Source organism: Amphibacillus cookii, assembly GCF_016908375.1.
Taxonomy (GTDB): Bacteria; Bacillota; Bacilli; order Bacillales; family Amphibacillaceae; genus Amphibacillus_C; species Amphibacillus_C cookii.
In genome coordinates, this window is sequence record NZ_JAFBDS010000006.1 from 25982 (window position 1) to 50026 (window position 24045).

Consider the following 24045-nt stretch of genomic DNA (forward strand, 5'->3'; position numbering starts at 1 on the left):
TCTTATGGTAATTTTATCGTCTTATTTTCAGTTGATTCCTTATACAACACAATGATGTTACCAATAATTTGAACAAGTTCACCATCTGTGCCAGCTGTCAATTCTTCAGCAATATCATCTTTCTCTACTAAACAGTTTTGTAAAATATTCACTTTAATTAATTCGCGCTTTTCTAATGCTTCATTAATTTGCACTAACATATTATCGTTAACACCATCTTTCCCAACTTGGAAAATGGGTTTTAAATGATGCGCCTCTGCGCGCAAAAAACGTTTCTGTTTACCTGTTAACATAATTATCATCCTTTATTATTTTCTGATTGCAGTAGAGTCAAAAACTTCGGTAAAATCTCGTTAGCATTAATCTTTTTATTAGTCCAGTATTCAAAAGCTAATTTTCCCTGATATAACAACATTTCATGACCATGGTGCACCTGCGCACCTTTTTGATGAGCTTCTCGTAATAAAGATGTCCAAAAAGGTTGATAAACAATATCACTAACCACTGTATCAGGCTGAATATGTGTTAAGTTAATGATCTTCTCGCTGTTGTTTGGATACATACCTACTGAAGTGGTCTGAATAATTAAATCAAATGATGCTAAATGGCACTCAGCCTCTTGATAAGTAAATACTTCACCTCTTCTATCCTGAGAATTAATATTCATAATTGATTCTGCTTTCGATTTGGTCCGATTAGCGATCGATACTCGATTTAACTTTTCTTTTATTAACGCATAGTAAATCCCACGGCTTGCTCCACCAGCTCCAAGTATAAGGGCGGATTTATTTCCCTCAAACAAATGCGGATAACGCACTTTTAATGCGGTAACCAAACCTAAGCCGTCGGTATTATAACCATGCCACTTTCCATTTCGACAAACAACTGTATTGACTGCACCAATAGTTTGAGCGTGATCATCTATTTCATCTAAATAAGGGATGATCTTTTGTTTATATGGAACGGTGACATTAAATCCATCCAAACTTAATTGCTTTAGTTGTTTAATTTCTTCAACAAACTGATCAGGATGGATCTCGTACAAAATATATTCACCAGAAAGCCCCGCTTGTTTTAAAAACTGCTGATGAATCCACGGTGACTTAGAATGTTGAATCGGATAACCAATCAATCCTAATTCCATAAAGTCTCTCCCCTTACTGCTCAGATCGTTATTTATATGATAGCATTCCTTTTAGACACAGGTACATCATTAGGTGTTGATACTGTAATGGTCGCCAGGCTACCTGATAGCGTGATCCAACCTAATCCAGGAAAAACAATATCCGTTTTCTCTCCGTTTACCTTAAACGTTTTTTCTTGTAAAGCTGGATATTGTTCTTTACCTTTACCTGTGGGTGGCGATAACATATCCCCTAAATGATCAAGATAAAGGTTCTCAGCATTTTCTAGCTTTGTACGATGAATATCAAGCTGGTTAGCGAAATAACAAACAAAGGCTTGACGCTCTCCTTTAATAAAATCAAACCGAGCTAAACCAGCTATATATAATGTTTGTTCTTGATTTAGTTGATATACTCTCGGCTTAATTTCTTTATTCGGTGTAATTTTTTTAATATCTTGATCCGTTAGATAGTGTGTGATTTGACCTCGATTAATAACCCCCGGTGTATCATATAATGACGCATGTTCATCAATTGGGATTTCAATAAATCCTAAAGTTGTCCCAGGAAAATATGAGGTTGTAATTGCATCTTTTGTACCGGTAGAATCATTAATTAAATAATTAATAAAAGTCGATTTTCCAACATTTGTAGAACCCACCACATAAACATCCTGCCCTTTTCTGTATTGCTCAATCCCCTCTTTAACCTGATCATAACCTTGCCCCGTTTTTGCCGAGACAAGGAAAACATCTTGAATGGTGAGGCCCAAATCAGCGGCTGTTTTTTTCATCCAATGTTTAAGGCGGTTTAAATTCGTTGATTTTGGTAATAAGTCTAATTTGTTACCTACTAATATAATTGGATTATCACTACCTGTTAAACGATGCAAGCTATCGATAAAACTACCACTAAAATCAAATATATCGACTATTTTTACAATTAAGCCCTTTGTTTCACTAATTTGACTGATCATTTTTAAAAAGTCACTATCTGTATATGGCACATCTTGTATTTCATTGTAGTGTTTTAGGCGAAAACAACGCTGACAAACAACCATGTCATTGTTTAATGCCGATGAAGGAACATAGCCAGGTAAACTTTTATTCTCTGATTGCACCGTTACTCCACACCCTTGACAAATTACGTGATCCTCTCCTAGTCTTCCCATGAGATCCAGCCCTTTCTTTTAAAACGATTTAATATCCGTCTCTCTATTTGCCGATTAAACTTTGTGGCTTTATCATCTGTAGAGACGATTGGAACAACTAAAATGGTGTGCAACCCAGCTCGATTTCCGCCGAAAATATCAGTCATAAGTTGGTCACCGATCACGGCCACCTCCGACCTGTTTAAATTCATTTGTTTAGCCGCTTTAATAAAGGCTTTTTTAAGCGGCTTTTTAGCTTTATATACAAATGGGCGCTTTAAAGGCTCAGAGAAGATTTCAACTCGATTTTTATTATTATTTGAAATAATTATGACATCAATATTGCTCTCTTCCATACGTTTAAACCAATTAAGTACCATTGGTGTTGCATGTGCTTCATTCCATGCTACTAGTGTATTATCTAAATCTGTAATCACACCTTTTATCCCCTTGTCTTTTAAATGTTCAGGTGTAATTTCAAAAATACTCTTTACATGTTGATCTGGCAAAAAACGTTTTAACACGAACTGTCCACCTCAATTATCTAATTAAAAAATTTGTTGTACTTTACCATCATAAACAATTTATCGCTCTGTTTCAAAAATATTTTAGAAAAACTTGCATTTATTTGATCAAAACAAATATATTCAGTTGTTTTTGTTAAAGATGACCCATTGATCCCACCCTTTAATGGTTTAAAGAGTAATTATATGTCATTAGATGTTAGGTTTATGACTAAAAATCGTTCGACAAATTCGTATATAATTCGAACATGTGGATAACTTTATACACATATTAAATACCGAAATATCAATGTTTGAATCATTTAAAACTCTAACTATTCACAACTTATCTACAAGGAGTGTAGATAACAATCAACTTGTGTCGATAGAGTAAATTTGATAAAGTTATTTTGCAGAAACAAAACTTGGAAATTTAAAAATAGGGGGCAGTATAATGAAGCATCTATCAGATGAACTATTGTTAGAGTCTTATCGAAAAGCCTCAGAATTAAAATTAAATCCTGACTTTCTTAGGTTAATGGAATTAGAAATTCAACGTCGCGCACTAACACACCTGATAAAACCTATTGCTAATTAATAATCATTGACTAAAATTAGACCAGCGAGTCATCTAGCGTTACTTTTCAGTAGTGACTTTTTTGGTTAAGTTGCAATATATTAATTAGAATACTCCCAAATACAACGATCTATCTAAAACATATATGGTATCATGAACAGCTCAAAATAATTCAATGCGGACAGACACATTTTTCCTTTCATGCTCATAAAAATACGTTATAGGCATCAGCCTAAATGCATGGAGGTGAAAAAATGTCTGCAATATTAAGTGCTCTTACCCTTCTGATAAAAGATGCGCTTTTTTTTGTGTCTTACGTTAAAAATCATGCGTTTCCGCAGCCTTTAGATCAAAAAGAAGAGATCAAGTATTTAGAACAGATGTTACAAGGTAGTATTGAAGCAAGAAATAAACTTATCGAACACAACTTAAGGTTAGTCGCTCACATCGTAAAAAAATTCGAAAATACTGGCGAGGATAATGAAGATCTTATATCTATAGGTACGATTGGACTCATTAAAGGAATCGAAAGCTATTCTCCTAACAAAGGCACTAAGCTTGCTACATACGCAGCACGGTGCATAGAAAACGAAATACTTATGCATTTAAGATCTATAAAGAAGACAAAAAAAGATGTGTCCTTACAAGATCCAATTGGTCAAGACAAAGAAGGAAATGAGATCAGCTTAATTGATATTTTGCAAGCAGAAAATGATGATATCGTTGATTACATTCAATTAAATTTAGAAGTAGAAAAAATAAGTAAATATCTATCCGTGCTTGATAAACGCGAAAAATTAGTCCTTATGAGCCGTTATGGATTAGGCATGGCAAAAGAGCGTACTCAAAAAGAAATAGCTCGCGATTTAAATATTTCACGGAGCTATGTGTCTCGAATTGAAAAACGAGCTTTAATGAAGATTTTTCATGAGTATTACCGACAAGAAAAACGTTGAAATCCGAGTGCAGAAACACCCGGATTTTTATTTACATTATATTTGATCGAATAAATCACTTTATTAAATGAGGCTTCTCGAATATTCAAAGCTTCTTAGTCGGTATCCCCTTCTGAAATAGTATCAACCGATACACTCATTTCTTCTAAATGTTTAATAGTTAGTAGATTGTCCTTTTCATTACTGTATTCCTGAATGTGTAATAGATTCTCATAAGGGAACCTTTGGTAATAATGTTCGAAAACACAGTTATAGTTTGTATGGATCATCACTTTAAAGGAAATAAACACGAAAGGCATAACGAGAGAAAAGCCAATTAACGGTGAAAAAATAGTTCTGAGTCAAATGTTGGGGTGAGCTACACGCTCACTCCTCATTCATGCAGCCCGAACATTGATAATGATTCACCATCTGAACTCTCTCATAAAAAGTATCGCAACAATTTTACAGTACGGACATTTTTGCTCCCTTACGAACAAAAACCTTTTGTCAAAACTCACCCTTTTATTTCTCATTCTGATCCTTTTTACTTCTCTTGACCGGATACAGATAATAAATTGCAATAACCAATGAAATGAAAACAATCCAAACAAATACTGCCCCTAAACTTTCATTAACAAATGATAAAGCGATTCCCAAAGCACTTATGAAAGTAAAATAATAAAATACAAATCTTGTCCGCTTGATCGTTGCCTCAAAATCATAATTCTCTCTTTTTCCCACCAATATATGAAACCAAAGATTTAATCTTTTTACTTTTTCTTTATCTAACACCGAATACAGTATCGAAAGTATCGCGCTGACCACTAAAATGACCACCAATAATTCTAAATCGATATTCATCTTAACCACTCCCCAGTTAAATCTGAATTTCCCTTTCTTTAATCAAACCATATAAAAGCACAACGACACTTACGATTAAAGGAGCCGTCTGCAATCCGTCAAACCGATCTGTTAGTCTATCGAAAAATCAAATAAACCACTAACAAAAACAACCCCAACCTGGTCATTTTATTCAAAATATAACCCCATACCACAAATAAAGTACACCAGATCCAGTATAGCAAAACTAACTCAAAAAAATGTTGCAATTTGTCGATTGCACAAATCTAAATTTACAAAAAAGCCCCTAGACTAATCCAAGATTAAGCCACAAGACATTTAAAACCTTTTATCAAAGCTCACCCTTCAATCGAAATACTTATGATTTTAAGATCTATAAAGAAAACAATAACGGGATTATTATATTGAATATCATCGATGATCCTTTAGATATTGAAATGGGCGATTATTTCTAGGTGTTGATCTCTCGAAAAAAGACAAACACAGCGGCTATAAGATAGCCGCTGTGTTTGTTTGCTTATTGTGATTTATCTGTGATTGAAATTAATAGCCAACTCCTAATTATTCATGCTATTCCAAGTTTTATCATGCCATCGGTTACTATATAACCCTTAATGATATACACTAAGGACTTCCATAATTAATTTAGCCGCATGTGTCGCTGCTTGATCTAAAAACTCATCAAAAGATATAGCTGATTCTTTACCGGCAATATCTGAAAGGGCACGAATAACAACAAACGGGAGATCATATTGATAGCAAACTTGTCCAATAGCAACAGCTTCCATCTCCACAGCTATAATGTTTGGAATTTGACGCTGAACATAGGCTACTCTTTCAGGATCTTGCATAAAGGAATCGCCTGTGGCGATAAGGCCTCGTTTGCTTTTTACTTTACTCAACTTTTTATTAGCTTTCTCTACCGCCAATATTAAATTTAAATCTGCTGTATAATGCTCAGGCATGCTTGGTACTTGACCATATTTATAATCAAATGCTGTCACATCAACATCATGATGAACGACTTGCTCACCAATGACAATATCACCAACATCCAATTCTGGATCTAGACCACCTGCTGAACCTGTATTAATAATAAGATCAGGTTGAAAACGCTCGACTAGTATAGTTGTTGCCATAGCTGCATTAACTTTTCCAATGCCTGATTTAAGTAATACAATATCTTTACTTTTTAAACGTCCTTTAATAAACAAACAGTTTGCTATAACTTGTTCTGAATGAATATCCATTTCATTTTTTAATAAAGCTATCTCTTGATCCATAGCTCCTATAATGCCAATTAACATATAAGTAAATGCTCCTTTTTATCAATCTTCTTCATCTGCGTTAAATCGATGCATTTGATCATGGCGATGCAATATGTCGACACGCTCTGGTTGCCATCCTTGATATTCTATCCATGTTATATATACACGAAAGTGCTCATCCATTCTTGCGTTAGAAAAAGTAGCAATCACACTTTTAGGACCATCACCAGACACCCATAAATAGTACATCTCTTCAATACCAACACCCGTAGCTAACTCAGCTGCTTGCATCATTTCACGCCAATCCTGTGATGATTGATCCCATGTAATTTGATGCGGTTCTTCTTGTTGTGTACTTATCGGTTCCCAATTTGATGTATATGCATAGATGACATTGTCATCTTCCACATGATCAATAACATCTATCTCAGAATCATCAGGATATTGCTCGTCTCCCTCATTTGGTGGTTCTGTTTCATTTTCAAAGTTGTTATCATGATCTGGTTGTTGGTCAGACGAATCGTCGTCCCCTTCAGCTTCCGGCTCACTGCGTTCGACTTCCCCACTATCATCTTGAGGGTCATTAACCAAATTAGCATCCTCCCGATTGGAAAAAGCTAAAATCATTATAAATACAATGATTAAAACGGTCCCTATACCAATAAAAACTGACAGCCATTTGGTGTTTTTTCGTTTTTTTTCAAATCTGCCTAATCTGCTATAGGATTGTTCTTCGCTCTCCACAAAAACGCCTCCTCTATTTATTATAATAGTATACGCGCATTCACCTTACAATCCCAAAAAACGTAAAAAGTGACGAAAAAATCGTCACTTAAAGAAAATGCCTTTATTTATATCTGAATTTTCATATCAATCCAATTACTTCACACTGACAATTTTAACGTGCATGTCGCCACCTGGTGTAGGAACCGTTACTTCCTGCCCTATTTCACAACCAATTAAACTTTTAGCAATTGGTGAGTCATTCGAAATTTTACCTTCAAATGGATCTGCTTCTGCGCTCCCAACAATGGTATATTCTTCTTCATCACCATCTGGTAATTCCTTAAATGTAACCGTTTTACCTAATGATACAATATCCGAATCAACATCATCATTCTCAATGATAACCGCATTTCTTATCATCATTTCAACTTGAGCAATTCGCGATTCAACAAATGCCTGCTCATCTTTCGCTGCATCATATTCAGAATTCTCTGACAAATCACCGAAGTCACGAGCAACTTTAATCCGTTCAACTACTTCAGGTCGTCTTACCGTTTTTAATTGTTCTAATTCATTAATAAGTTTTTCTTTACCTTCATGTGTCATATAATAGCTTTTTTCAGTAGCCATTCACTACACTCCTTTAAGACCAAACCGTTTTATATTGTTTGTTTCATTGTTATTCTTAAGTAAAGCATTGTATGCTCAAAGCACTTAAAAATATAGTAACGTCAACATTAACGTTACTAACCAATACTATGGCAGATTTTTAAATTAATTTCAATAGTTTTTTTAGAAAATTTTATATAGAGCATATTTGCTTAAGTAAGCGGTAAGTGCTCACAATACTATTTTTTTCTGGATAAAATCGTTTCTACCTTCGTTGCCATTAAATCAATGGCGACATGATTTTCTCCACCTTCAGGAATAATGATATCGGCATAGCGTTTAGTCGGTTCAATAAATTGCAAATGCATCGGTCTTACGACATTTAGATATTGATTAATAACGGAATCAATCGTTCGCCCGCGATCATTAATATCACGCAATAGCCTTCTAATAATACGCAAATCAGGATCTGTATCAACAAATACTTTAATGTCCATCATGTCGATCAACCTTTGATCTTCCAAGATAAGAATACCTTCAAGAATAATGACTTCTTGAGGCTGTATAAACATCGTTTCTTCTGATCTCGTATGACGTTTAAAATCATATATAGGTTTATTTATCGATTGATGTGTTAATAATTTTTGCAGATGCTCGATAAGTAAATCATTATCAAATGCAAATGGGTGATCATAGTTTGTTTTCAATCGCTCTTCAAATGGCAAGTGTGATTGATCTTTATAATAAAAATCCTGCTCCATTACAAGAATTGATTTATTAACAAATCGTTCGCAAATAGCTCGTGTTACAGATGTCTTTCCTGATCCAGATCCACCTGCTACACCTATTACTATCGGCTTATCATTATTCACTTTCATTATTTAACTCCTTTAGTGTCTTTTTGTTGTGATCGCTACTCCATCACCAATTGGAATAATAACTGTTTCATAGTGAGGATGCTCACTTAACCATCGATTATAACGATCGATTTTTTTCGCTAAAGCTTGCATACGTTTAGAAGCATCACTTGCATCAATAACATATCCTTTGAATAAAACATTATCAGTAATAATAACCCCATTACTTGTAACAAATTCAGAGAAACATTCGAAAAATCGCTGATTTTGGCCTTTGGCAGCATCAATAAATATCAAATCATAGGGGCCGCGTTTCTGAATATCACTTACACATTCTAGCGCATCTCCATATAATAAATCAATTTTTTTATTTTTGCTAAATTTTCCAACGTGCTGTTTTGCTTGCTCGTAGCGTGCTGAATCTCTTTCTATGGTTACAATAGTAGCGGATAAACAAGCGTCTTGCATTTGCAGTGCAGAGTAGCCAATCGCTGTTCCAATTTCTAATATTTTTTTTGGTTGCTTTATTTTAACGATTTGCTTTAGAAAGGCAATGCCATCTCGTTCCATAATTGGAATACCGTTTTGTTCAGCCTCTTTTTCTAATATGGAAGTCCAATTTGATGATGGCGGCTGTAAGGACTCTAAGTATGTTTTGAACAGATTGTTCATCTTAAGATTTCACCTCTGTTTCTTTCTCAAGCTTAATTTAGATTACTTAAATAGGTATTCAATAGCTTTTCCGGACTTAATGATGCTAAGTATCCATCACGATAACCTAGTCAATAACAACAGAGAAAATCAGGGATAAGCAATGCTTGTCCCTGATTCAACCTTACAAGTCACGATCAAGATGTTCGTTTGCTAAATCTCGGTGCTCTTCAAATGTTTCTGAGTAATAAATTTCACCATCAGGCGCTGCAACAAAAAATAAATAATTTGTATCTGCAGGATTAAGTACAGCTCGTAAAGAACTTTCGCCAAAATTAGAGATAGGCCCTATTGGTAGACCTTGAATGTGATACGTATTATATGGTGACTCAATCTCTAGATCACTGAAAAAGACACGATCTCTGTGTTCTCCATGTGCATATAGTACAGTGGGGTCAGTTTCTAAGCGCATCCCTTCTTCAAGGCGATTGTAAAACACACCCGCGATAAGCATTCTTTCTTCTTCATCTCTTGCTTCACGTTCCACGAGTGAAGCAAATGTAAGCACGTCATGTACAGTAAAGTCATCTAAGTTATTTATTTCCTGATAGTAATCACTTAATACATCTTCTGTTTTATCCAACATAGAGGTAACAATGTCATCAACAGAAGGATTTTCTTCATAAAAAGGGTAAGTGGCCGCAAATAAATACCCTTCTAAAGGATAACGAATGTCATCTTGCAGAATTTCATCAGACAATAAATTTGGATATTGATCAATTAACGATCTTATATATTCCTCATCTGCCATTGCCTCCATAAACGCATCTGCATCAACATTAGCATTATTCTCATATAGTTCTGCAATTTCTTCTAGCGTTCTGCCTTCAGGTATGGTCACATTGAACAACGCTTCTCTCATTACTGTACCCGACTGTAGTACTTCAGATACTTCAGCAAGCGTCATCGAAGGGGATAATTCGTATTCACCCGCTTGAAAATCACCCATATTATTAATTCTTGTATAGAGTTGGTAGATAAGAGCATTATTAATAATCCCTTCCTCTTCTAACAAATTAGCAATATTAGAACTTGACGATCCTAAAGGAACTTCTACAGTGATAACCTCATCATTAGTTGAATCCACTGGTGATAAACCATTCATAATATATTTATACGCAGAGATGCCACCTATTACAATTAATGTAATGGACAAAATAATCACGGTAAGTACAATTTTTCTAACCGTAGTCACTTCTTTGCCTTGTTGTAGAGCATTGTGCTCAGGTTCTATTTTAGTATCCTGATCTAAATTACTTTCATTTATTTGCTCATTATTTTCAATAATATCGGTGTTTTCTTGATTTTTATCTTTCTTTGTCTGATTTTGGTCTTGATCTGAATTGGTCATAATAAACCTCCTCCCTTCATCATCCGATTCATTATACTACAAAAAATGAGGTTTTATCTATATTTTTTACAATTTTTTATGTAAGGTTCGTTGTAAATTCTTTGAAAATGTATGTGTTAGCGACCTTAACCATTAGCTAATGGTTAATTACAATTAAAAAACCCCCAAAAAGTTAGATTTTAATCTATCTTTCAGGGGGAATCACATTTTTTCTATATTGTTTAAATATCTTCATCAATTAGTGTATTTAACATTTCTTCAACCATATCCCATTCTTCATCGGATTCGATTGCAAATAAAGCTAAATCGTCTTCACTTTCTTTTGCCTCATAGCGAAAAGCAAAGACTTCTTGCTCTTCATCATCTGTCTGTTCAACAGGTACGACAGCTAAATATGATTGGTTGTTTTGTTCAACATCAAAGGTGAACAAAACTTCAAACAGATGTTCTTCTCCATTCTCATCTGGGATAATAATCCGTTCATTTTCTGATAATGTCATTTTGACGACCTCCGTTTATTGGGCATCTAAATACCCTTGTAGAATCATTACTGCTGCCATTTTATCAATGACTTTCTTCCGTTTATTGCGACTAACATCAGCTTCTAATAAAACGCGCTCAGCTGCCATTGTTGATAATCTTTCGTCCCAAAGTACTGTCTTTATATTATATTTTTCTTCTAAATAGTTGGCATATACTTGTGAGGTTTCTCCACGCTCACCGATTGAACCATTCATATGCTTAGGTAGTCCAATAACAATCTCTGAAATATCATGTTGTTCAAAAATTGCTATTAGTGCAGGATCAGCTGTGGTAAAATCCTTCTCATCCCATTTTATCGTTGTTATCCCTTGCGCTGTCCATCCTAAAGCATCACTTATTGCTACACCAATTGTTTTAGAGCCTACATCCAAACCCATTTTTTTCATTTTATACCTCTTTGTGTTGACTAATGTAATACTTGACGAGCTCTTCAATTAATTCATCACGATCAATACGTCTAATCATATTTCTTGCATCTTTATATCTTGGAATGTAGGCTGGATCACCTGATAATAAATAACCGACAATTTGATTAATTGGATGATAACCTTTTTCCTGTAATGCTTGATAAACCGTTAGCAATACATCATTAACATTCTCTTCAATGGGCTCTTCGGAAAAGTCAAATTTCATGGTTTTATCCATTGAATCCATGCATAACACCCCCGCATCATAAAATAAATCTATCCTATACTTTCTTAATTCGCCACTTACTACCATTATACCTTTAAAAGATAATAAATAACAAGTTAACCAATTGATGAAATAAATGTTTTTGCATGTTTTAAGGCTGCCGGTACTTGTTCTGGGTGTTTACCCCCAGCTTGTGCCATGTCAGGTCGACCACCGCCACCACCACCGCAAATAGACGCCGTTTCTTTAATCAGTTTTCCAGCATGATATCCTTTATCTATGAGATCTTTAGAGATGCCTGCGGCTAACTGAACCTTACTATCATTTACTGTTGCTAATAAAACAATACCTGTTCCTAGCTTTTGTTTTAAATCATCTACCATGGAACGAAGCTGATTCATATCATTTACATCAACTTTCTCCGCAAGAACAGAAACACCGTTAATTTTTTCCGCTTTCCCTAAAATCGCTGAAGCTTCTAATGATGATAACTTCTGATTTAATGTAGCATTTTCACGGTTTAATTGTTTAATCTCACTATACAACCCATTAATCTTTTCTGGAACCTGTTCTTGATTAGATTTCAGCAATTCAGCGGCAGCTTGCAGCGTTTTTTGTTGTGTATTTGTATAGATGTATGCACCTTTTCCAGTCATTGCTTCAATTCGTCTTGTACCTGCACCTATCCCTGATTCGCTAGTCAATTTAAACAACCCTATTTCAGAGGTGTTCTTAACATGACAACCCCCGCATAATTCAATGCTATAGTTACCCACTTTAACAACCCTAACTTGATCACCATATTTCTCTCCAAATAAAGCCATTGCTCCCATCTGTTTCGCTTCATCGATTGGATATATACCCGTACTCACCTCTAAGCCACTCCAGATCTTTTGGTTAACTATACTTTCAATAGCCTCTAGTTGCTCAGTTGTTACTGCACTAAAATGTGAAAAGTCAAAACGAAGACGATCGATATCTACAAGTGATCCTGCTTGGTTCACATGATCACCAAGTACATCTTTTAGAGCTTGATGTAGTAAGTGCGTAGCTGTATGGTTCTTCTCAATCGCCTTTCGATTTTGTCGATCTATCATAACCTCAACATCATCACCAACAGAAAAGTAGCCCTCATCTATTTTAACTCGGTGTAAGTGCTGACCTTTAGGTGCTTTTTGGACATCTAAGACATTGGCTTGGTTTCTAGCTGTGCTTATTAGACCTGTATCAGCAATTTGCCCGCCACTTTCTGCATAAAAAGGTGTTTCCTTTAACACAAGGTAAACCTCTTGCTGAGACGATTGGGTGACCAAATGTTTGTCTTGTATAATGGCTTCGATCGTTGTTTTTATCGTATGATGATCATAGCCGATAAATGTGCTATCAACTAATAATTCACTAAACACGTCATCTTGAATTTGCATAGAATCTATTTTCTGACGCGCTTCTCTTGCACGATCGCGTTGTGCTTTCATTTCTAATTCAAAACCTGCTTGATCTATTGTAAACCCTGCTTCACCAACATATTCTTCTGTCAATTCTTTAGGGAAACCATAAGTATCGTATAAACGAAACACTTCTGACCCAGGAAAAACAGTTGAGCCAGCGTCGCGCTCTTTTTCAATAATGGTGGCTAGAATAGCCAAGCCTTCGTTCAATGTTTCGTGAAAGCGTTCCTCTTCATTTTGAATAACATTTGCAATAAATTCAGCTTTCTCCTTAACTTCCGTATAAAAAGTTTCCATAATATGAACAACTGTTGTTACTAACTCGTGCATAAATGGTTTATCTATGCCAAGCTGTTTAGCAAATCTTACGGCTCGGCGAAGCAGACGACGAAGTACGTAACCCCGCCCTTCATTTGACGGTAGTGCTCCATCTGCAACAGCAAAAGTAACTGTTCTTATGTGGTCAGCAATAACCTTAAAAGCTGTATCCGTTGCTTTAGCTTCCCCATATTTCAATGTAGTCATTTTTTCAACATGTCGAATAATCGGTAAAAATAGGTCTGTTTCAAAATTAGTCGGTGTATCTTGAATGACTGACACCATTCTTTCAAGTCCCATACCCGTATCAATGTTTTTCTTCGGTAATGGCGTATAAGTATCATCAGGATTATGATTAAATTGTGAAAAAACAAGATTCCAAATCTCTAAGTAACGATCATTCTCTCCACCTGGATACAACTCAGGATCATTTCGATCATTACCAAACGATTCACCTCGATCGTAAAAAATCTCAGTATTTGGTCCACTTGGCCCTTCACCTATATCCCAGAAATTTTCTTCCAATCGTATAATACGTTGCTCTGGTAACTTAATATGATCTTTCCAAAGGTGGTAAGCCTCGTCGTCTTCAGGGTGAACCGTAACAGATAATTTCTCTGGATCAAAGCCTATCCAACGTTTATCGGTTAAGAATTCCCAAGCAAATTCAATAGCTTCTTTTTTAAAGTAATCCCCAATAGAAAAATTACCAAGCATTTCAAAAAAGGTATGATGACGTGCGGTATATCCGACATTTTCAATATCATTTGTACGAATCGATTTTTGTGCATTAACAATGCGCGGATTATCAGGAATCACACGTCCATCAAAATATTTTTTAAGTGTAGCTACGCCACTATTAATCCATAGTAATGTAGGGTCCTCACTAGGGACTAAGGACGCACTTGGCTCTACTTTATGGCCTTTTTCCTTAAAAAAATCTAAATATAATTGCCGTACTTCTGCTGACGTTAATCGTTTCACTTTCCATTCCTCCTATAATTTCATTGACTCAATCGTTCTGCTCTACCTCTTACATCATTTAACTTGTCCCTTCATTCTTGTTCCACAAGCTTTTATGTCAATCATGCTTTTTTCTCGCCCGATTATCAAATTTAATCTACATTAAAAAAACTCTCAACACTGCATAAAATGCAGGGACGAGAGTATATTTCGCGGTACCACCCTGATTATAGTTTGTTAAACTATCACCTTTGTTCATTGATAACGGTATGTCACCGACAAGTGATTAACTTGTACTCTGAACGAGCTTCTGTAACCCTTCATTTAGCAAACCTTTCAGCTATAGACTTGCCTCTCTTTAAATGGACTGTTACATACTATTGTTCTTCTACGCTTTAGACTATTACTACTTTGGATATTATAGAGAAATTTAATAAATCTGTCAATCGCGACTAATCAAGTGACAACTAGCCACACTTCTGATGATAACAAAGACAGGAACGGATAAAATCATCCCTATTATACCAGCTAACTCGCTTCCAATCAGTAACACGAGAATAACAATAACCGGATGGATGTGTACGCTACGCCCTAAGATTAATGGCGATAGTAAATTACTTTCAATAAGTTGCACAGCAATAATACCGATTAACAAATACAATATGGTTGATGGACTGGTCGTTATCACCAATAAAACGGCTGGTAAAGCGCCAATAATCGGACCAAAGTATGGAATAATATTCATTATGCCCATGAATAAAGCAAGCAGCAAAGAAAACTCTACTTTAATTATCAGATAAACGATATACGTCGTTAGGGCAACAAATAAGCAAATAAGCAACTGCCCTCTAATATAAAAACCGAGGTCTTTATCAATTTTCTTTAATAATTGTTTTGAACGCTTTTGATACTTTTTAGGAATCAAAGAGAACAACTTTGCTCTTATTTTACGAGGTTCCAATAAAAAGTAATAAAGTAATACCGGCACAACAGCTAAACTAATCAAGTATTGATGTAAAGAGGTAAAACCAATAATTCTTTTTTCAATCCAATCTACACTTGATTTTTCAAATTGATTAAACGTTTCATCTAACTCCCGATGAATCGCCTCGGGCAATACACCAATAACGTCATCAAAATCGTTAATCCAATCCCGATAACCTGTTATAAGCAAAGGTAACTGATCGATTAATCGCTTAGCTTGGTCAATAAAGATGGGATATGTAAAATACACAATGGCCGAAACAGTGCAAACAATAAACAAATATAGCACAATAATAGATGTCCACCTAGGAATCCGAAATTGTGTTAATTTCGACACTATTGGATTGAACAAATAAGCTAATAATAAAGAAAGAAAAAATGGCAAAATTATTTTATATAAACTAATCAGAACTAATGAATAATTCGGGAAGACACGTGTGATTAGAAATAAGATAATTAATACCATTATCATTAATATCCCTAGATGATAGTATCGTTGATAGTTTAATTTTTTCTTATGCTGTTCCACTTGTTGTTCATTGGACACGACGCTCATCTTCACTGAATAAGTCATTTAGCGGTAGCAAACTACCATCTAGATCTACTTCATGGATATGATAAAACTCCTGTTGCTTACGCATCTCAATAAAGCAGTTCCAACAATAATAATGGCCTGGTGCTATTTCTCCTAAATTCTTAGATTGACAATTAATACACTGCATTAAAAAAACATCCTTTCATTCCGTTGTTATCCTTATAACTATTATGGAATGAAAGGATGTTATTTAAACCTAGAAAATAAATATTTTATTATTTTGGAATCGATAAACATAACCCATGCGGTGAACAATTATGTCAGAAAATCAAATGGTGATAGACTCGATTCTTCGTCAATTGATTGTTCTATTTGATTAGCATATTGATCATCGGCCAAAATACGGTTTAAACGCTCCTTTAATGTTGTATTCCGCCTACGCGTATCTTCCTCGCTGACACCGGATAAAAAAGCATGTTGATTACCACATATAATTAATGATTGTTTTGCTCTTGTAACCGCAGTGTAGAGTAAATTCTTTTTTAACATGCGCCGATAACTCATATCTACCGGCATCACAATAATCGGAAATTCACTACCTTGAGATTTATGAATTGAAATACAATAAGCATGCATGATATTCAGTAAATCTTTACGATTGTAAACCACATCATTCTCATCATAAGAGACAACAAGCTGTTCTTCTTGCTCGGCATTCTCTGATTCTTTAAAAATAGCGGTAATCTGACCAATATCTCCATTAAAAACACCATCTTCGGGTTGATTAACCAGTTGAATCACTTTATCACCGATTCGGAAAATCGCATCCTTAGTTCTCATCTCTCTAACGTCTTTTCTTTTCGGATTAACAATGGCTTGGATCGTTTGATTAATTTGGTGAATTCCGATATTCGTTTTATACATAGGAGCTAATATTTGCATGTCCTTTAACTCAAAACCTTTATCTAAAGCTTTTTTAACAATTTGTTTTAAGACATCAAGAATCGTCTGTGGTTGACAAGGAATGAAGTTAAAATCACTAGATTTGTCCAATGAATCGCGCTCAACTTGATTATGTTTAATCTGGTGAGCAAGCGTAATAATCTTAGAACCTTCCTTTTGTCGATAAACCTCATCAAGTTGAACCGCTGTTATTTGTTGACTAGCTATTAAATCAGCTAAAACTTGTCCAGGTCCAACAGAGGGAAGCTGATCCTCATCACCCACTAGCAAAACCTGCATATCACTTGGAATAGCCTTGAATAATTGATTAGCTAAAAAAATATCCACCATAGAAAATTCATCGACAACAAGAAAGCGTCCCTGCAATTGATTTTCTTCATTCTTCTCAAAACCTTCATGCCCGTCCCAACCCAAAAGTCGGTGTATAGTTAAAGCAGGAAGGCCGGTTGACTCAGTCATCCTTTTAGCTGCCCGTCCCGTCGGGGCAGTTAAAATAAACGGAAATTTTGATTTACTGTCATAATCAGATAAATCTAATGAAAGCTGATGAAGTGAACTAAAAGCACGTAAAATCCCTTTAATGACTGTTGTCTTTCCAGTGCCAGGCCCCCCTGTTAGGATCATAAGCTTTTCAGCTAATGCTTGTTTAATCGCTAAATACTGCTCTTTACCATAACTAAGCGTCTCTTCTTCTTCTATCTCCCCTACCACTTTTAATAAATCTGCTTCAACTATTTCTTGTTCATGGGGGTTGGAAATAAGTCGATTTAATTGCGTACAAAAACCCGCTTCAGCATAATAAAGAACAGGCAAATAGATCCTCTCTTCATCAATAACGAGAAAATCCTCTTCTTCCATTTCAGTTAATTGCTGATTAATCTGTGTCACTTCAATTTGATAACGTTGTGCTTCCAATAGTTGATTTACACGTTGAATAAGCGCATCAAATGGAAGGTAAACATGGCCTTCTTGCATAGATTCATGTAGACTGTATAAACAGCCAGCTCGAATGCGCGAAGGATGATTTAAAGCAAGCTCGTTCTGAACGGCAATTAAATCTGCACGATGAAAACCAAATCCTTCAATATCAAAAACATATTGATATGGATTGGACATTAATACATCTATCGCTTGCTCTTGGTAAACTTGATATATTTTTTGAGCCATCTTCAATCCGATCCCGAATTTTGATAGGTGAACAACAATATGATCAAAGCCTTGATGTTCTCTCAAGCGTGTAGCAAGGGTTTCCTGGCGTTCTTTATTCATCCCTTTTATAGAGCTAAGTACATCTGAATGGTTAAGTATTTTGGAGATAGCCGTTTCCCCTAATTGATCGACAATCCTTGTTGCAATCGTTTTACCTATACCTTGAAACAGGTCACTAGATAAATAGGCAATTAAACCTTCTTTAGTATCAGGTAAATAACGATTATAGTGGGAAACTTCATATTGAAGACCAAATTTTTTGTGTTCGACGAATTCACCATAAAAAAGATAAGTTTCACCTGGGAGCAACTCGCTAAAATACCCTTTGATTACAAGGTCAGGTTCCTCATAATCCTCATTTGTCTCCAATACTTTAACTTTTGCAATGGAAAAATGCTCAGTCTGATTATTATAAATGGTATAAATAAGCTCTCCTTTTATGTAGCGCTTCTCTTCAATGCTTTGCTTTTCTTCCATTACAAATTACCCCTTTTAATCCTGATCCTCTTCTAATATGTATTGAACCTGTGCTAAAGTTTGCTTTGCCATCTCGTGCTCAGAATCGATCGCTAACACGTCATGTAAATACATTATCGCTTGATCAGTCTGCTCTTGATATAAGAGAGCGATCGCTAGATTATAATAAGCATCACTATGCATCGGATTTTTTTCTATTACTTCATGAAATAAACGGGTAGCTTTGTCAAGTTGATCAGTTTGTGCCAATGCTAACCCATATTGAAAAGCTATTTCTATATCTTCTGTTTCCAACTCTCTTGCGCGTTGAAAGTACGGTAAAGCTCGAATAGAGTCAGACAAATTTTGATAAGATAACCCTAGCATAAAATAAACGTCTGTTTCTTCTAAACCACTTGTAAGTGCATCTTTATAATACTTCGCGGCTTGCTTATATTTTTCCTGCTCAAAATACAGATTACCTATCCCATAAAAGGCAGTTGCTGCATTTTGATCCAAGGCAAGCGCACGTTGAAAAAAACGTTCAGCTCGATTAAAGTCACCAACATGTAGTAATACATTACCAAAATTAATATATCCAATCGGATCATCAGGAGATTGCTCTATATAAGTTTGAAAACTAACGGCTGCACCCTGATAATCTTGATCCTTCATTTGTTCAATTCCTTGGGCAAGTAAATCCATCTTTTTCACCTCTTTCAGCCTACAGTAAAAACTAGGAAAATACAGAACGTACGCGTACAGTTCTGTATTTTTCAAGTAAGATTATATCTTATTGCTAAATGTTATAAAACGAACCTTCAATCAACGGACCATTTACGGACGGTTATCTGCGATAAAACATAACTTTAGCCTATATAGTCTAAGAATTTGCCTGCTTTGAAAACTTTGTCAATCGTTCCCCCACCTAAACAGACTTCCCCTTGATAAAAAACAACAGCTTGTCCTGGTGTAACCGCTCGTTCTTCATTAGCAAAGTTAACAAGCACGGTTTGATCCACTTGAATCCGAACTGAAACTTCACTATCTTTTTGACGATACCGAAACTTTGCTGTACAGGCGAATGGCTCAGCTGGCGCTCCATTAATCCAATTAACATCAACAGCTAGCAATTGATCTGATTTCATATAGTCATTATCATAACCTGCTTCTACATATAATATATTTTCTTCTAAATTTTTCCCAACCACAAACCAAGGACCTCCTGGCCCACCAATTCCTAATCCTTGTCGTTGGCCAATGGTATAATACATTAATCCTTCATGTTGACCTTTATCTTCACCGTTCATCGTCTGAATCCGTCCAGGTTGGGCTGGAAGATACTCACTTAAAAAGGTTTTAAAATCACGTTCTCCAATAAAACAAATGCCTGTGCTATCTTTTTTATTCGCCGTGACAAGATTATTTTCTTTTGCTATTCTACGGACTTCTTTTTTTGGTAGATGACCAAGCGGAAACATCACTTTCTTTAAAACATCACTGGAGAGTTGATTAAGAAAATACGTTTGGTCTTTGTTGTCGTCAACGCCTCTTAGCAATTCCACTTTTCCATTGCGCATGCGTGTTTGTGCATAATGTCCGGTAGCAACATAATCAGCACCTAATGATAAGGCATGATCAAGGAAAGCTTTAAACTTAATCTCTTTGTTACACATAACATCAGGATTGGGTGTTCGTCCTGCTTTATATTCATCTAAAAAATAAGTAAATACTTTATCCCAGTATTGTTTTTCAAAATTAACCGCGAAATAAGGAATATCAAGTTGATTACACACTCTAACTACATCATCATAATCTTCTGTAGCTGTACAGAAGCCTTCGTCATCCGTATCATCCCAATTTTTCATGAAAATACCGATAACATCATAGCCTTGTTGTTTTAATAATAAGGCAGTTACTGATGAGTCGACGCCACCACTCATCCCAACGACTACACGCGTATCTTTATTATTACTCATCATTAACACCTCCTGTTTTTATCATTTTTTAGTTAACCTTTTGACGATACGAGCGACACGCGTGGCTGCTTCAATTATCTGATCTTGATTATTAGCCAGACCAAAGCTAAAACGAATTGAATTTTGCGTTCGGGGATCATCAGCACCATACATCGCCACCAACACATGCGATGATTGAAGTGATCCTGCTGTACAAGCACTTCCACTTGAGGCAGCAATCCCCTCAAGATCTAAGTTCATTAACAACGATTCAACATTCGTGTTAGGGAAGCTGATATTTAAAATAGTAGGTGATTGGTCATCGTATTGACCGTTGACAACAAAATCACACTCAGCCTTTAATTGCGTGTAAAACTGATCTCTATATTGCTTATACCGTTCAAAATTTAAATAGTTATTTTCTTCAATCACTTCAATAGCACGCTTCATTCCAACAATAGCTGGAAGATTTTCTGTACCAGCCCTTTTTAAGCGCTCTTGTGCTCCTCCGTGCGATAAAGCTGTAAACTTAACGCCTTGTTTCACATAAAGAAAGCCCACCCCTTTAGGACCATTAAACTTATGAGCTGTGATCGACATTAAGTCAACACCTAAGTCTGCAACATTTATTCGCTTAAGTCCATAAGCTTGCACCGCATCCGTATGAAAATAAGCTTGGTGACTTTCTAGTAAAGTTGCTATTTGCTTAATCGGCTGTATGGCACCTGTTTCATTATTAATCATCATAACGGAGACGAGGATGGTATCTTCTCTTAAATGTTTTTTTACCATTTCGATATCTACTTGTCCATACGCATCAACAGGCAAATAAGTCACCTCAAAACCGATAGCTTCAAGATGTTCAGCAGCATGTAAGATACCATGGTGTTCAATTTGAGTCGTGATGATGTGTTTTCCTTTGTTTTTATTAGCTTGTGCAACCCCTATTAAAGCGAGATTGTCTGCTTCTGTGCCCCCACTTGTAAAATATACTTCTTTTTCGCCTGCCCCGATTGAGCGTGCCAAATAACGTCTACTTTCGTCAAGTAAAGATCGAGCATGTCTACCAAATCCATGTATACTTGAAGGGTTACCAAATGACTCTTCCATTACTTCGCTCATAGCTTTAATAACCTCAGGATGTGTCGGTGTTGTTGCAGCATGATCTAGATAAATGGCATCCACTATACATACCTCCCTGCTCAAAATTCTCAAATGTAAAACATATAGGGTTCGTTATCTTCAAGTTGATCGTATTTTGATAAATCATCTAATGTCGTTGTATCAAGTACATTTTTTACTGCATCACGAATCCTTATCCATAAAGCTTGCTTAGCGGGTTCTTCATTTTCAATACCTTCAACAGGTGTAATAGGTCCCTCTAATATACGAATAATGTCACCTGCTGTAATCTCATTAGCAGGCTTTGCTAACATATAGCCACCATATGCTCCTCTAATACTCTTGACAAGACCGGCATTGCGTAGTGCCGGAACTAGCTGTTCAAGATAATGCTCTGACAAATCATGGTTCTGTGCAATACTTTTTAATGACATTGGACGTTCACCAGTATGTTTAGCTAATGCAATCATCACGGTTAAGCCGTAACGGCCTTTGGTTGAAATTTTCATAATGACCCTCTCCTATATCTTTAACCAATAAAATTCTATTTAACTTATTCCTTCTTTAGCTACTTCGCTATTATAGCATGAATTATTTATTACTTGCATTTCAACGCTGAAATAAGTACGATGAAAGCAATCCTAACCATTTATCCTATATATATGGTCAAACTTCCGATTCTTCTATAATCTAATGAAGGCGTCATGTTTCATATATATAAGACACCCCTATCGATTTAAAAACAACTAAGGACGAGTGAAGTGAATTTGTTCACTATGCTTCTATACAAATGTAGAATATTCTAAACGATAGAAATAACTAAAGTCAAGTCAAATACATTTTTAACGTTGGTACTTTCAACAAAATGAAGGAGTTATTGATATATGGTACAGCAACCTTTAGCTTACAGGCTACGTCCTAATCATATTGATGATATTATTGGTCAAGACCATCTTGTGGGAGAGGGCAAAACGATTCGTCGTATGATTGATGCTAAACGACTCGCATCAATGATTTTATTTGGTCCCCCAGGAACAGGGAAAACATCGATGGCTATCGCATTAGCAAAATCATTAGATTTACGTTATAAACTTTTAAATGCTGTAATAGACAAAAAGAAAGAGATGGAGATAGCGGTTGAAGAAGCAAAAATGTCTGGCACACTAGTCATCATTTTGGATGAAGTGCATCGACTAGACAAAGGCAAGCAAGATTATTTGCTGCCTCATGTTGAAAGTAATCTAATTACTTTAATTGGCTGTACAACAAGTAATCCGTATCATGCAATAAACCCTGCGATCCGTAGCCGTGTGCATTTATTTGAATTGCATCGACTCACAACGACTGAAATTAAACAAGCGTTAGTTCGTGCCATTGACGATGTCGATCACGGGCTTGGAAATCGACAGCTAAGCATTACACCGGAAGCGCTTGACCACTTCGCGCAATCAGCTAATGGTGATTTACGTGCTGCATTAAATGGATTAGAGTTAGCTGCCTTCTCTACAAAGACATCTGCTGATCAAACCATTAATGTTGATTTAATCGTAGCTGAATCTTGTATGCAGAAAAAAAGTTTTTCACATGATAAAAATGGTGACGCCCACTATGATGTACTTTCTGCTTTTCAAAAGTCAATACGAGGGAGCGATGTAAATGCCGCCTTACACTACCTAGCGCGTTTGATTGAAGCTGGTGACTTGGATAGCATAGCACGACGTATGACAGTGATCGCCTATGAAGATATTGGCCTTGCTAACCCTCAAGCAGGCCCACGTACTTTAGCTGCTATTGAAGCAGCTGAACGAATTGGGTTTCCAGAAGCACGGATCCCCTTAGCTGTTGCTATTGTGGAGCTATGTTTATCACCAAAGTCTAATTCAGCTTATAAAGCATTGGATGAAGCACTTTATGATATTAGACATGGTCAAATGGGTGATATTCCATTACATTTAAAAGATAGCCATTACCAAGGTGCAAGTAAACTTGGACGTGGCGTAGAATATAAATATCCACACAATTATCCTGGGGGCTGGATTAAACAACAATACTTACCCGATCCTTTAAAAGACAAAAAATATTATCAACCATTAGATACTGGTAAATTTGAACGTGCATTAAAACAGATGTATGAGCAATTAAATAATCATGAATAAATAAACTAGGTTTTGACCATACTTTTCTTATAAACAACCTATTGATCTGACAAGTTACTAAGTAGATCAATTGACTAAGGAG

The 24045-nt window shown here is 35.8% G+C and carries 25 protein-coding genes and 1 other annotated feature; of the genes, 3 read left to right on the forward strand and 22 right to left on the reverse strand.

Annotated features, from left to right (window positions below; all coding sequences use genetic code 11):
- Nucleotides 1-2 precede the first annotated feature (2 nt).
- Genes yhbY through JOE23_RS09665 form a run of 4 tightly spaced genes read right to left on the reverse strand, consistent with a single transcriptional unit; the run spans nt 3 to nt 2798 of the window.
- The gene (yhbY, locus tag JOE23_RS09650; protein ID WP_204437997.1) at nt 3-293 is read right to left on the reverse strand and encodes a ribosome assembly RNA-binding protein YhbY; all 291 of its coding nucleotides are present in this window, start codon (nt 291-293) and stop codon (nt 3-5) included.
- A gap of 5 nt (nt 294-298) precedes the next feature.
- Entirely contained in the window at nt 299-1144 is an 846-nt protein-coding gene (aroE, locus tag JOE23_RS09655) for a shikimate dehydrogenase (RefSeq protein WP_204437999.1), read from the reverse strand.
- Nucleotides 1145-1176: 32 nt separating this feature from the next.
- A complete protein-coding gene (gene yqeH, locus JOE23_RS09660; RefSeq protein ID WP_204438001.1) occupies nt 1177-2295 on the reverse strand; it encodes a ribosome biogenesis GTPase YqeH in 1119 nt (372 codons plus the stop codon).
- Complete coding sequence (locus tag JOE23_RS09665) at nt 2283-2798, reverse strand: YqeG family HAD IIIA-type phosphatase (RefSeq protein ID WP_204438003.1); 516 nt, start codon at nt 2796-2798, stop codon at nt 2283-2285. Before JOE23_RS09665 ends, yqeH begins: the two co-directional genes overlap by 13 nt.
- A gap of 433 nt (nt 2799-3231) precedes the next feature.
- On the opposite strand from JOE23_RS09665, the gene sda reads away from it, so the two are divergent.
- Nucleotides 3232-3375: a sporulation histidine kinase inhibitor Sda gene (gene sda / locus JOE23_RS09670; RefSeq protein WP_204438005.1), complete on the forward strand. Its 144-nt coding sequence runs from the start codon at nt 3232-3234 to the stop codon at nt 3373-3375.
- Between the two features lie 233 nt (nt 3376-3608).
- Nucleotides 3609-4310, forward strand: coding sequence for an RNA polymerase sporulation sigma factor SigK (sigK, locus tag JOE23_RS09675; RefSeq protein WP_204438007.1), 702 nt, complete (start codon nt 3609-3611; stop codon nt 4308-4310).
- 504 nt (nt 4311-4814) lie between these two features.
- On the opposite strand, the gene JOE23_RS09680 is transcribed toward sigK, so the two are convergent.
- The 18 genes from JOE23_RS09680 to cymR form a co-directional block, all read right to left on the reverse strand.
- Nucleotides 4815-5153: a hypothetical protein gene (locus JOE23_RS09680; RefSeq protein WP_204438008.1), complete on the reverse strand. Its 339-nt coding sequence runs from the start codon at nt 5151-5153 to the stop codon at nt 4815-4817.
- Nucleotides 5154-5764: 611 nt separating this feature from the next.
- The gene (gene mtnN, locus JOE23_RS09685; RefSeq protein WP_204438010.1) at nt 5765-6460 is read right to left on the reverse strand and encodes a 5'-methylthioadenosine/S-adenosylhomocysteine nucleosidase; all 696 of its coding nucleotides are present in this window, start codon (nt 6458-6460) and stop codon (nt 5765-5767) included.
- A 21-nt stretch (nt 6461-6481) separates the two neighbouring features.
- Complete coding sequence (locus tag JOE23_RS09690) at nt 6482-7165, reverse strand: DUF1510 family protein (RefSeq protein ID WP_204438011.1); 684 nt, start codon at nt 7163-7165, stop codon at nt 6482-6484.
- Nucleotides 7166-7300: 135 nt separating this feature from the next.
- Nucleotides 7301-7777, reverse strand: a complete 477-nt coding sequence (greA, locus tag JOE23_RS09695) for a transcription elongation factor GreA (RefSeq protein ID WP_204438012.1) — start codon at nt 7775-7777, stop codon at nt 7301-7303.
- 218 nt (nt 7778-7995) lie between these two features.
- The gene (gene udk / locus JOE23_RS09700; RefSeq protein ID WP_204438018.1) at nt 7996-8634 is read right to left on the reverse strand and encodes a uridine kinase; all 639 of its coding nucleotides are present in this window, start codon (nt 8632-8634) and stop codon (nt 7996-7998) included.
- 12 nt (nt 8635-8646) lie between these two features.
- Nucleotides 8647-9285 carry an O-methyltransferase gene (locus JOE23_RS09705; RefSeq protein ID WP_204438019.1) on the reverse strand — a complete coding sequence of 213 codons (639 nt, stop codon included), beginning with the start codon at nt 9283-9285 and terminating at the stop codon, nt 8647-8649.
- Between the two features lie 163 nt (nt 9286-9448).
- A complete protein-coding gene (gene mltG, locus JOE23_RS09710; RefSeq protein WP_204438024.1) occupies nt 9449-10675 on the reverse strand; it encodes an endolytic transglycosylase MltG in 1227 nt (408 codons plus the stop codon).
- A 221-nt stretch (nt 10676-10896) separates the two neighbouring features.
- Nucleotides 10897-11175, reverse strand: a complete 279-nt coding sequence (locus JOE23_RS09715; protein ID WP_017472653.1) for a DUF1292 domain-containing protein — start codon at nt 11173-11175, stop codon at nt 10897-10899.
- Between the two features lie 15 nt (nt 11176-11190).
- Nucleotides 11191-11604 carry a Holliday junction resolvase RuvX gene (ruvX, locus tag JOE23_RS09720; RefSeq protein ID WP_204438027.1) on the reverse strand — a complete coding sequence of 138 codons (414 nt, stop codon included), beginning with the start codon at nt 11602-11604 and terminating at the stop codon, nt 11191-11193.
- Between the two features lies 1 nt (nt 11605).
- Nucleotides 11606-11872: an IreB family regulatory phosphoprotein gene (locus tag JOE23_RS09725; RefSeq protein WP_017472655.1), complete on the reverse strand. Its 267-nt coding sequence runs from the start codon at nt 11870-11872 to the stop codon at nt 11606-11608.
- 95 nt (nt 11873-11967) lie between these two features.
- Complete coding sequence (gene alaS, locus JOE23_RS09730; RefSeq protein WP_204438029.1) at nt 11968-14601, reverse strand: alanine--tRNA ligase; 2634 nt, start codon at nt 14599-14601, stop codon at nt 11968-11970.
- Nucleotides 14602-14770: 169 nt separating this feature from the next.
- Nucleotides 14771-14980, reverse strand: a binding site (T-box leader).
- 42 nt (nt 14981-15022) lie between these two features.
- On the reverse strand, nt 15023-16111 hold the full coding sequence (locus tag JOE23_RS09735; RefSeq protein WP_204438031.1) for an AI-2E family transporter: 1089 nt from the start codon (nt 16109-16111) through the stop codon (nt 15023-15025).
- A complete protein-coding gene (locus JOE23_RS09740; protein WP_204438032.1) occupies nt 16101-16286 on the reverse strand; it encodes a hypothetical protein in 186 nt (61 codons plus the stop codon). Before JOE23_RS09740 ends, JOE23_RS09735 begins: the two co-directional genes overlap by 11 nt.
- A gap of 128 nt (nt 16287-16414) precedes the next feature.
- Nucleotides 16415-18748, reverse strand: a complete 2334-nt coding sequence (gene recD2 / locus JOE23_RS09745; RefSeq protein ID WP_204438033.1) for an SF1B family DNA helicase RecD2 — start codon at nt 18746-18748, stop codon at nt 16415-16417.
- Between the two features lie 15 nt (nt 18749-18763).
- Nucleotides 18764-19507, reverse strand: a complete 744-nt coding sequence (locus JOE23_RS09750; protein WP_275581474.1) for a tetratricopeptide repeat protein — start codon at nt 19505-19507, stop codon at nt 18764-18766.
- Nucleotides 19508-19596: 89 nt separating this feature from the next.
- Nucleotides 19597-20706 carry a tRNA 2-thiouridine(34) synthase MnmA gene (gene mnmA / locus JOE23_RS09755; protein WP_204438039.1) on the reverse strand — a complete coding sequence of 370 codons (1110 nt, stop codon included), beginning with the start codon at nt 20704-20706 and terminating at the stop codon, nt 19597-19599.
- 21 nt (nt 20707-20727) lie between these two features.
- The gene (locus JOE23_RS09760; RefSeq protein ID WP_204438040.1) at nt 20728-21870 is read right to left on the reverse strand and encodes an aminotransferase class V-fold PLP-dependent enzyme; all 1143 of its coding nucleotides are present in this window, start codon (nt 21868-21870) and stop codon (nt 20728-20730) included.
- A 26-nt stretch (nt 21871-21896) separates the two neighbouring features.
- Nucleotides 21897-22316 carry a cysteine metabolism transcriptional regulator CymR gene (gene cymR, locus JOE23_RS09765; RefSeq protein WP_204438041.1) on the reverse strand — a complete coding sequence of 140 codons (420 nt, stop codon included), beginning with the start codon at nt 22314-22316 and terminating at the stop codon, nt 21897-21899.
- Between the two features lie 375 nt (nt 22317-22691).
- Between cymR and JOE23_RS09770 the strand changes: the two genes are divergently transcribed.
- Nucleotides 22692-23963, forward strand: a complete 1272-nt coding sequence (locus JOE23_RS09770) for a replication-associated recombination protein A (RefSeq protein WP_204438042.1) — start codon at nt 22692-22694, stop codon at nt 23961-23963.
- The last annotated feature ends 82 nt before the right edge of the window (nt 23964-24045 follow it).

Coding starts and splice junctions, on each gene's coding strand:
- greA (WP_204438012.1), bottom strand. CDS start 7,777: ATGGCTACTGAAAAAAGCTATTATATGACACATGAAGGTAAAGAAAAA.
- aroE (WP_204437999.1), bottom strand. CDS start 1,144: ATGGAATTAGGATTGATTGGTTATCCGATTCAACATTCTAAGTCACCG.
- JOE23_RS09715 (WP_017472653.1), bottom strand. CDS start 11,175: ATGACATTATCAGAAAATGAACGGATTATTATCCCAGATGAGAATGGA.
- sda (WP_204438005.1), top strand. CDS start 3,232: ATGAAGCATCTATCAGATGAACTATTGTTAGAGTCTTATCGAAAAGCC.
- JOE23_RS09705 (WP_204438019.1), bottom strand. CDS start 9,285: ATGAACAATCTGTTCAAAACATACTTAGAGTCCTTACAGCCGCCATCA.
- JOE23_RS09740 (WP_204438032.1), bottom strand. CDS start 16,286: ATGCAGTGTATTAATTGTCAATCTAAGAATTTAGGAGAAATAGCACCA.
- JOE23_RS09770 (WP_204438042.1), top strand. CDS start 22,692: ATGGTACAGCAACCTTTAGCTTACAGGCTACGTCCTAATCATATTGAT.
- mnmA (WP_204438039.1), bottom strand. CDS start 20,706: ATGAGTAATAATAAAGATACGCGTGTAGTCGTTGGGATGAGTGGTGGC.
- yhbY (WP_204437997.1), bottom strand. CDS start 293: ATGTTAACAGGTAAACAGAAACGTTTTTTGCGCGCAGAGGCGCATCAT.
- udk (WP_204438018.1), bottom strand. CDS start 8,634: ATGAAAGTGAATAATGATAAGCCGATAGTAATAGGTGTAGCAGGTGGA.
- yqeH (WP_204438001.1), bottom strand. CDS start 2,295: ATGGGAAGACTAGGAGAGGATCACGTAATTTGTCAAGGGTGTGGAGTA.
- recD2 (WP_204438033.1), bottom strand. CDS start 18,748: ATGGAAGAAAAGCAAAGCATTGAAGAGAAGCGCTACATAAAAGGAGAG.
- sigK (WP_204438007.1), top strand. CDS start 3,609: ATGTCTGCAATATTAAGTGCTCTTACCCTTCTGATAAAAGATGCGCTT.
- mtnN (WP_204438010.1), bottom strand. CDS start 6,460: ATGTTAATTGGCATTATAGGAGCTATGGATCAAGAGATAGCTTTATTA.
- ruvX (WP_204438027.1), bottom strand. CDS start 11,604: ATGAAAAAAATGGGTTTGGATGTAGGCTCTAAAACAATTGGTGTAGCA.
- JOE23_RS09725 (WP_017472655.1), bottom strand. CDS start 11,872: ATGGATTCAATGGATAAAACCATGAAATTTGACTTTTCCGAAGAGCCC.
- JOE23_RS09680 (WP_204438008.1), bottom strand. CDS start 5,153: ATGAATATCGATTTAGAATTATTGGTGGTCATTTTAGTGGTCAGCGCG.
- mltG (WP_204438024.1), bottom strand. CDS start 10,675: ATGACCAATTCAGATCAAGACCAAAATCAGACAAAGAAAGATAAAAAT.
- cymR (WP_204438041.1), bottom strand. CDS start 22,316: ATGAAAATTTCAACCAAAGGCCGTTACGGCTTAACCGTGATGATTGCA.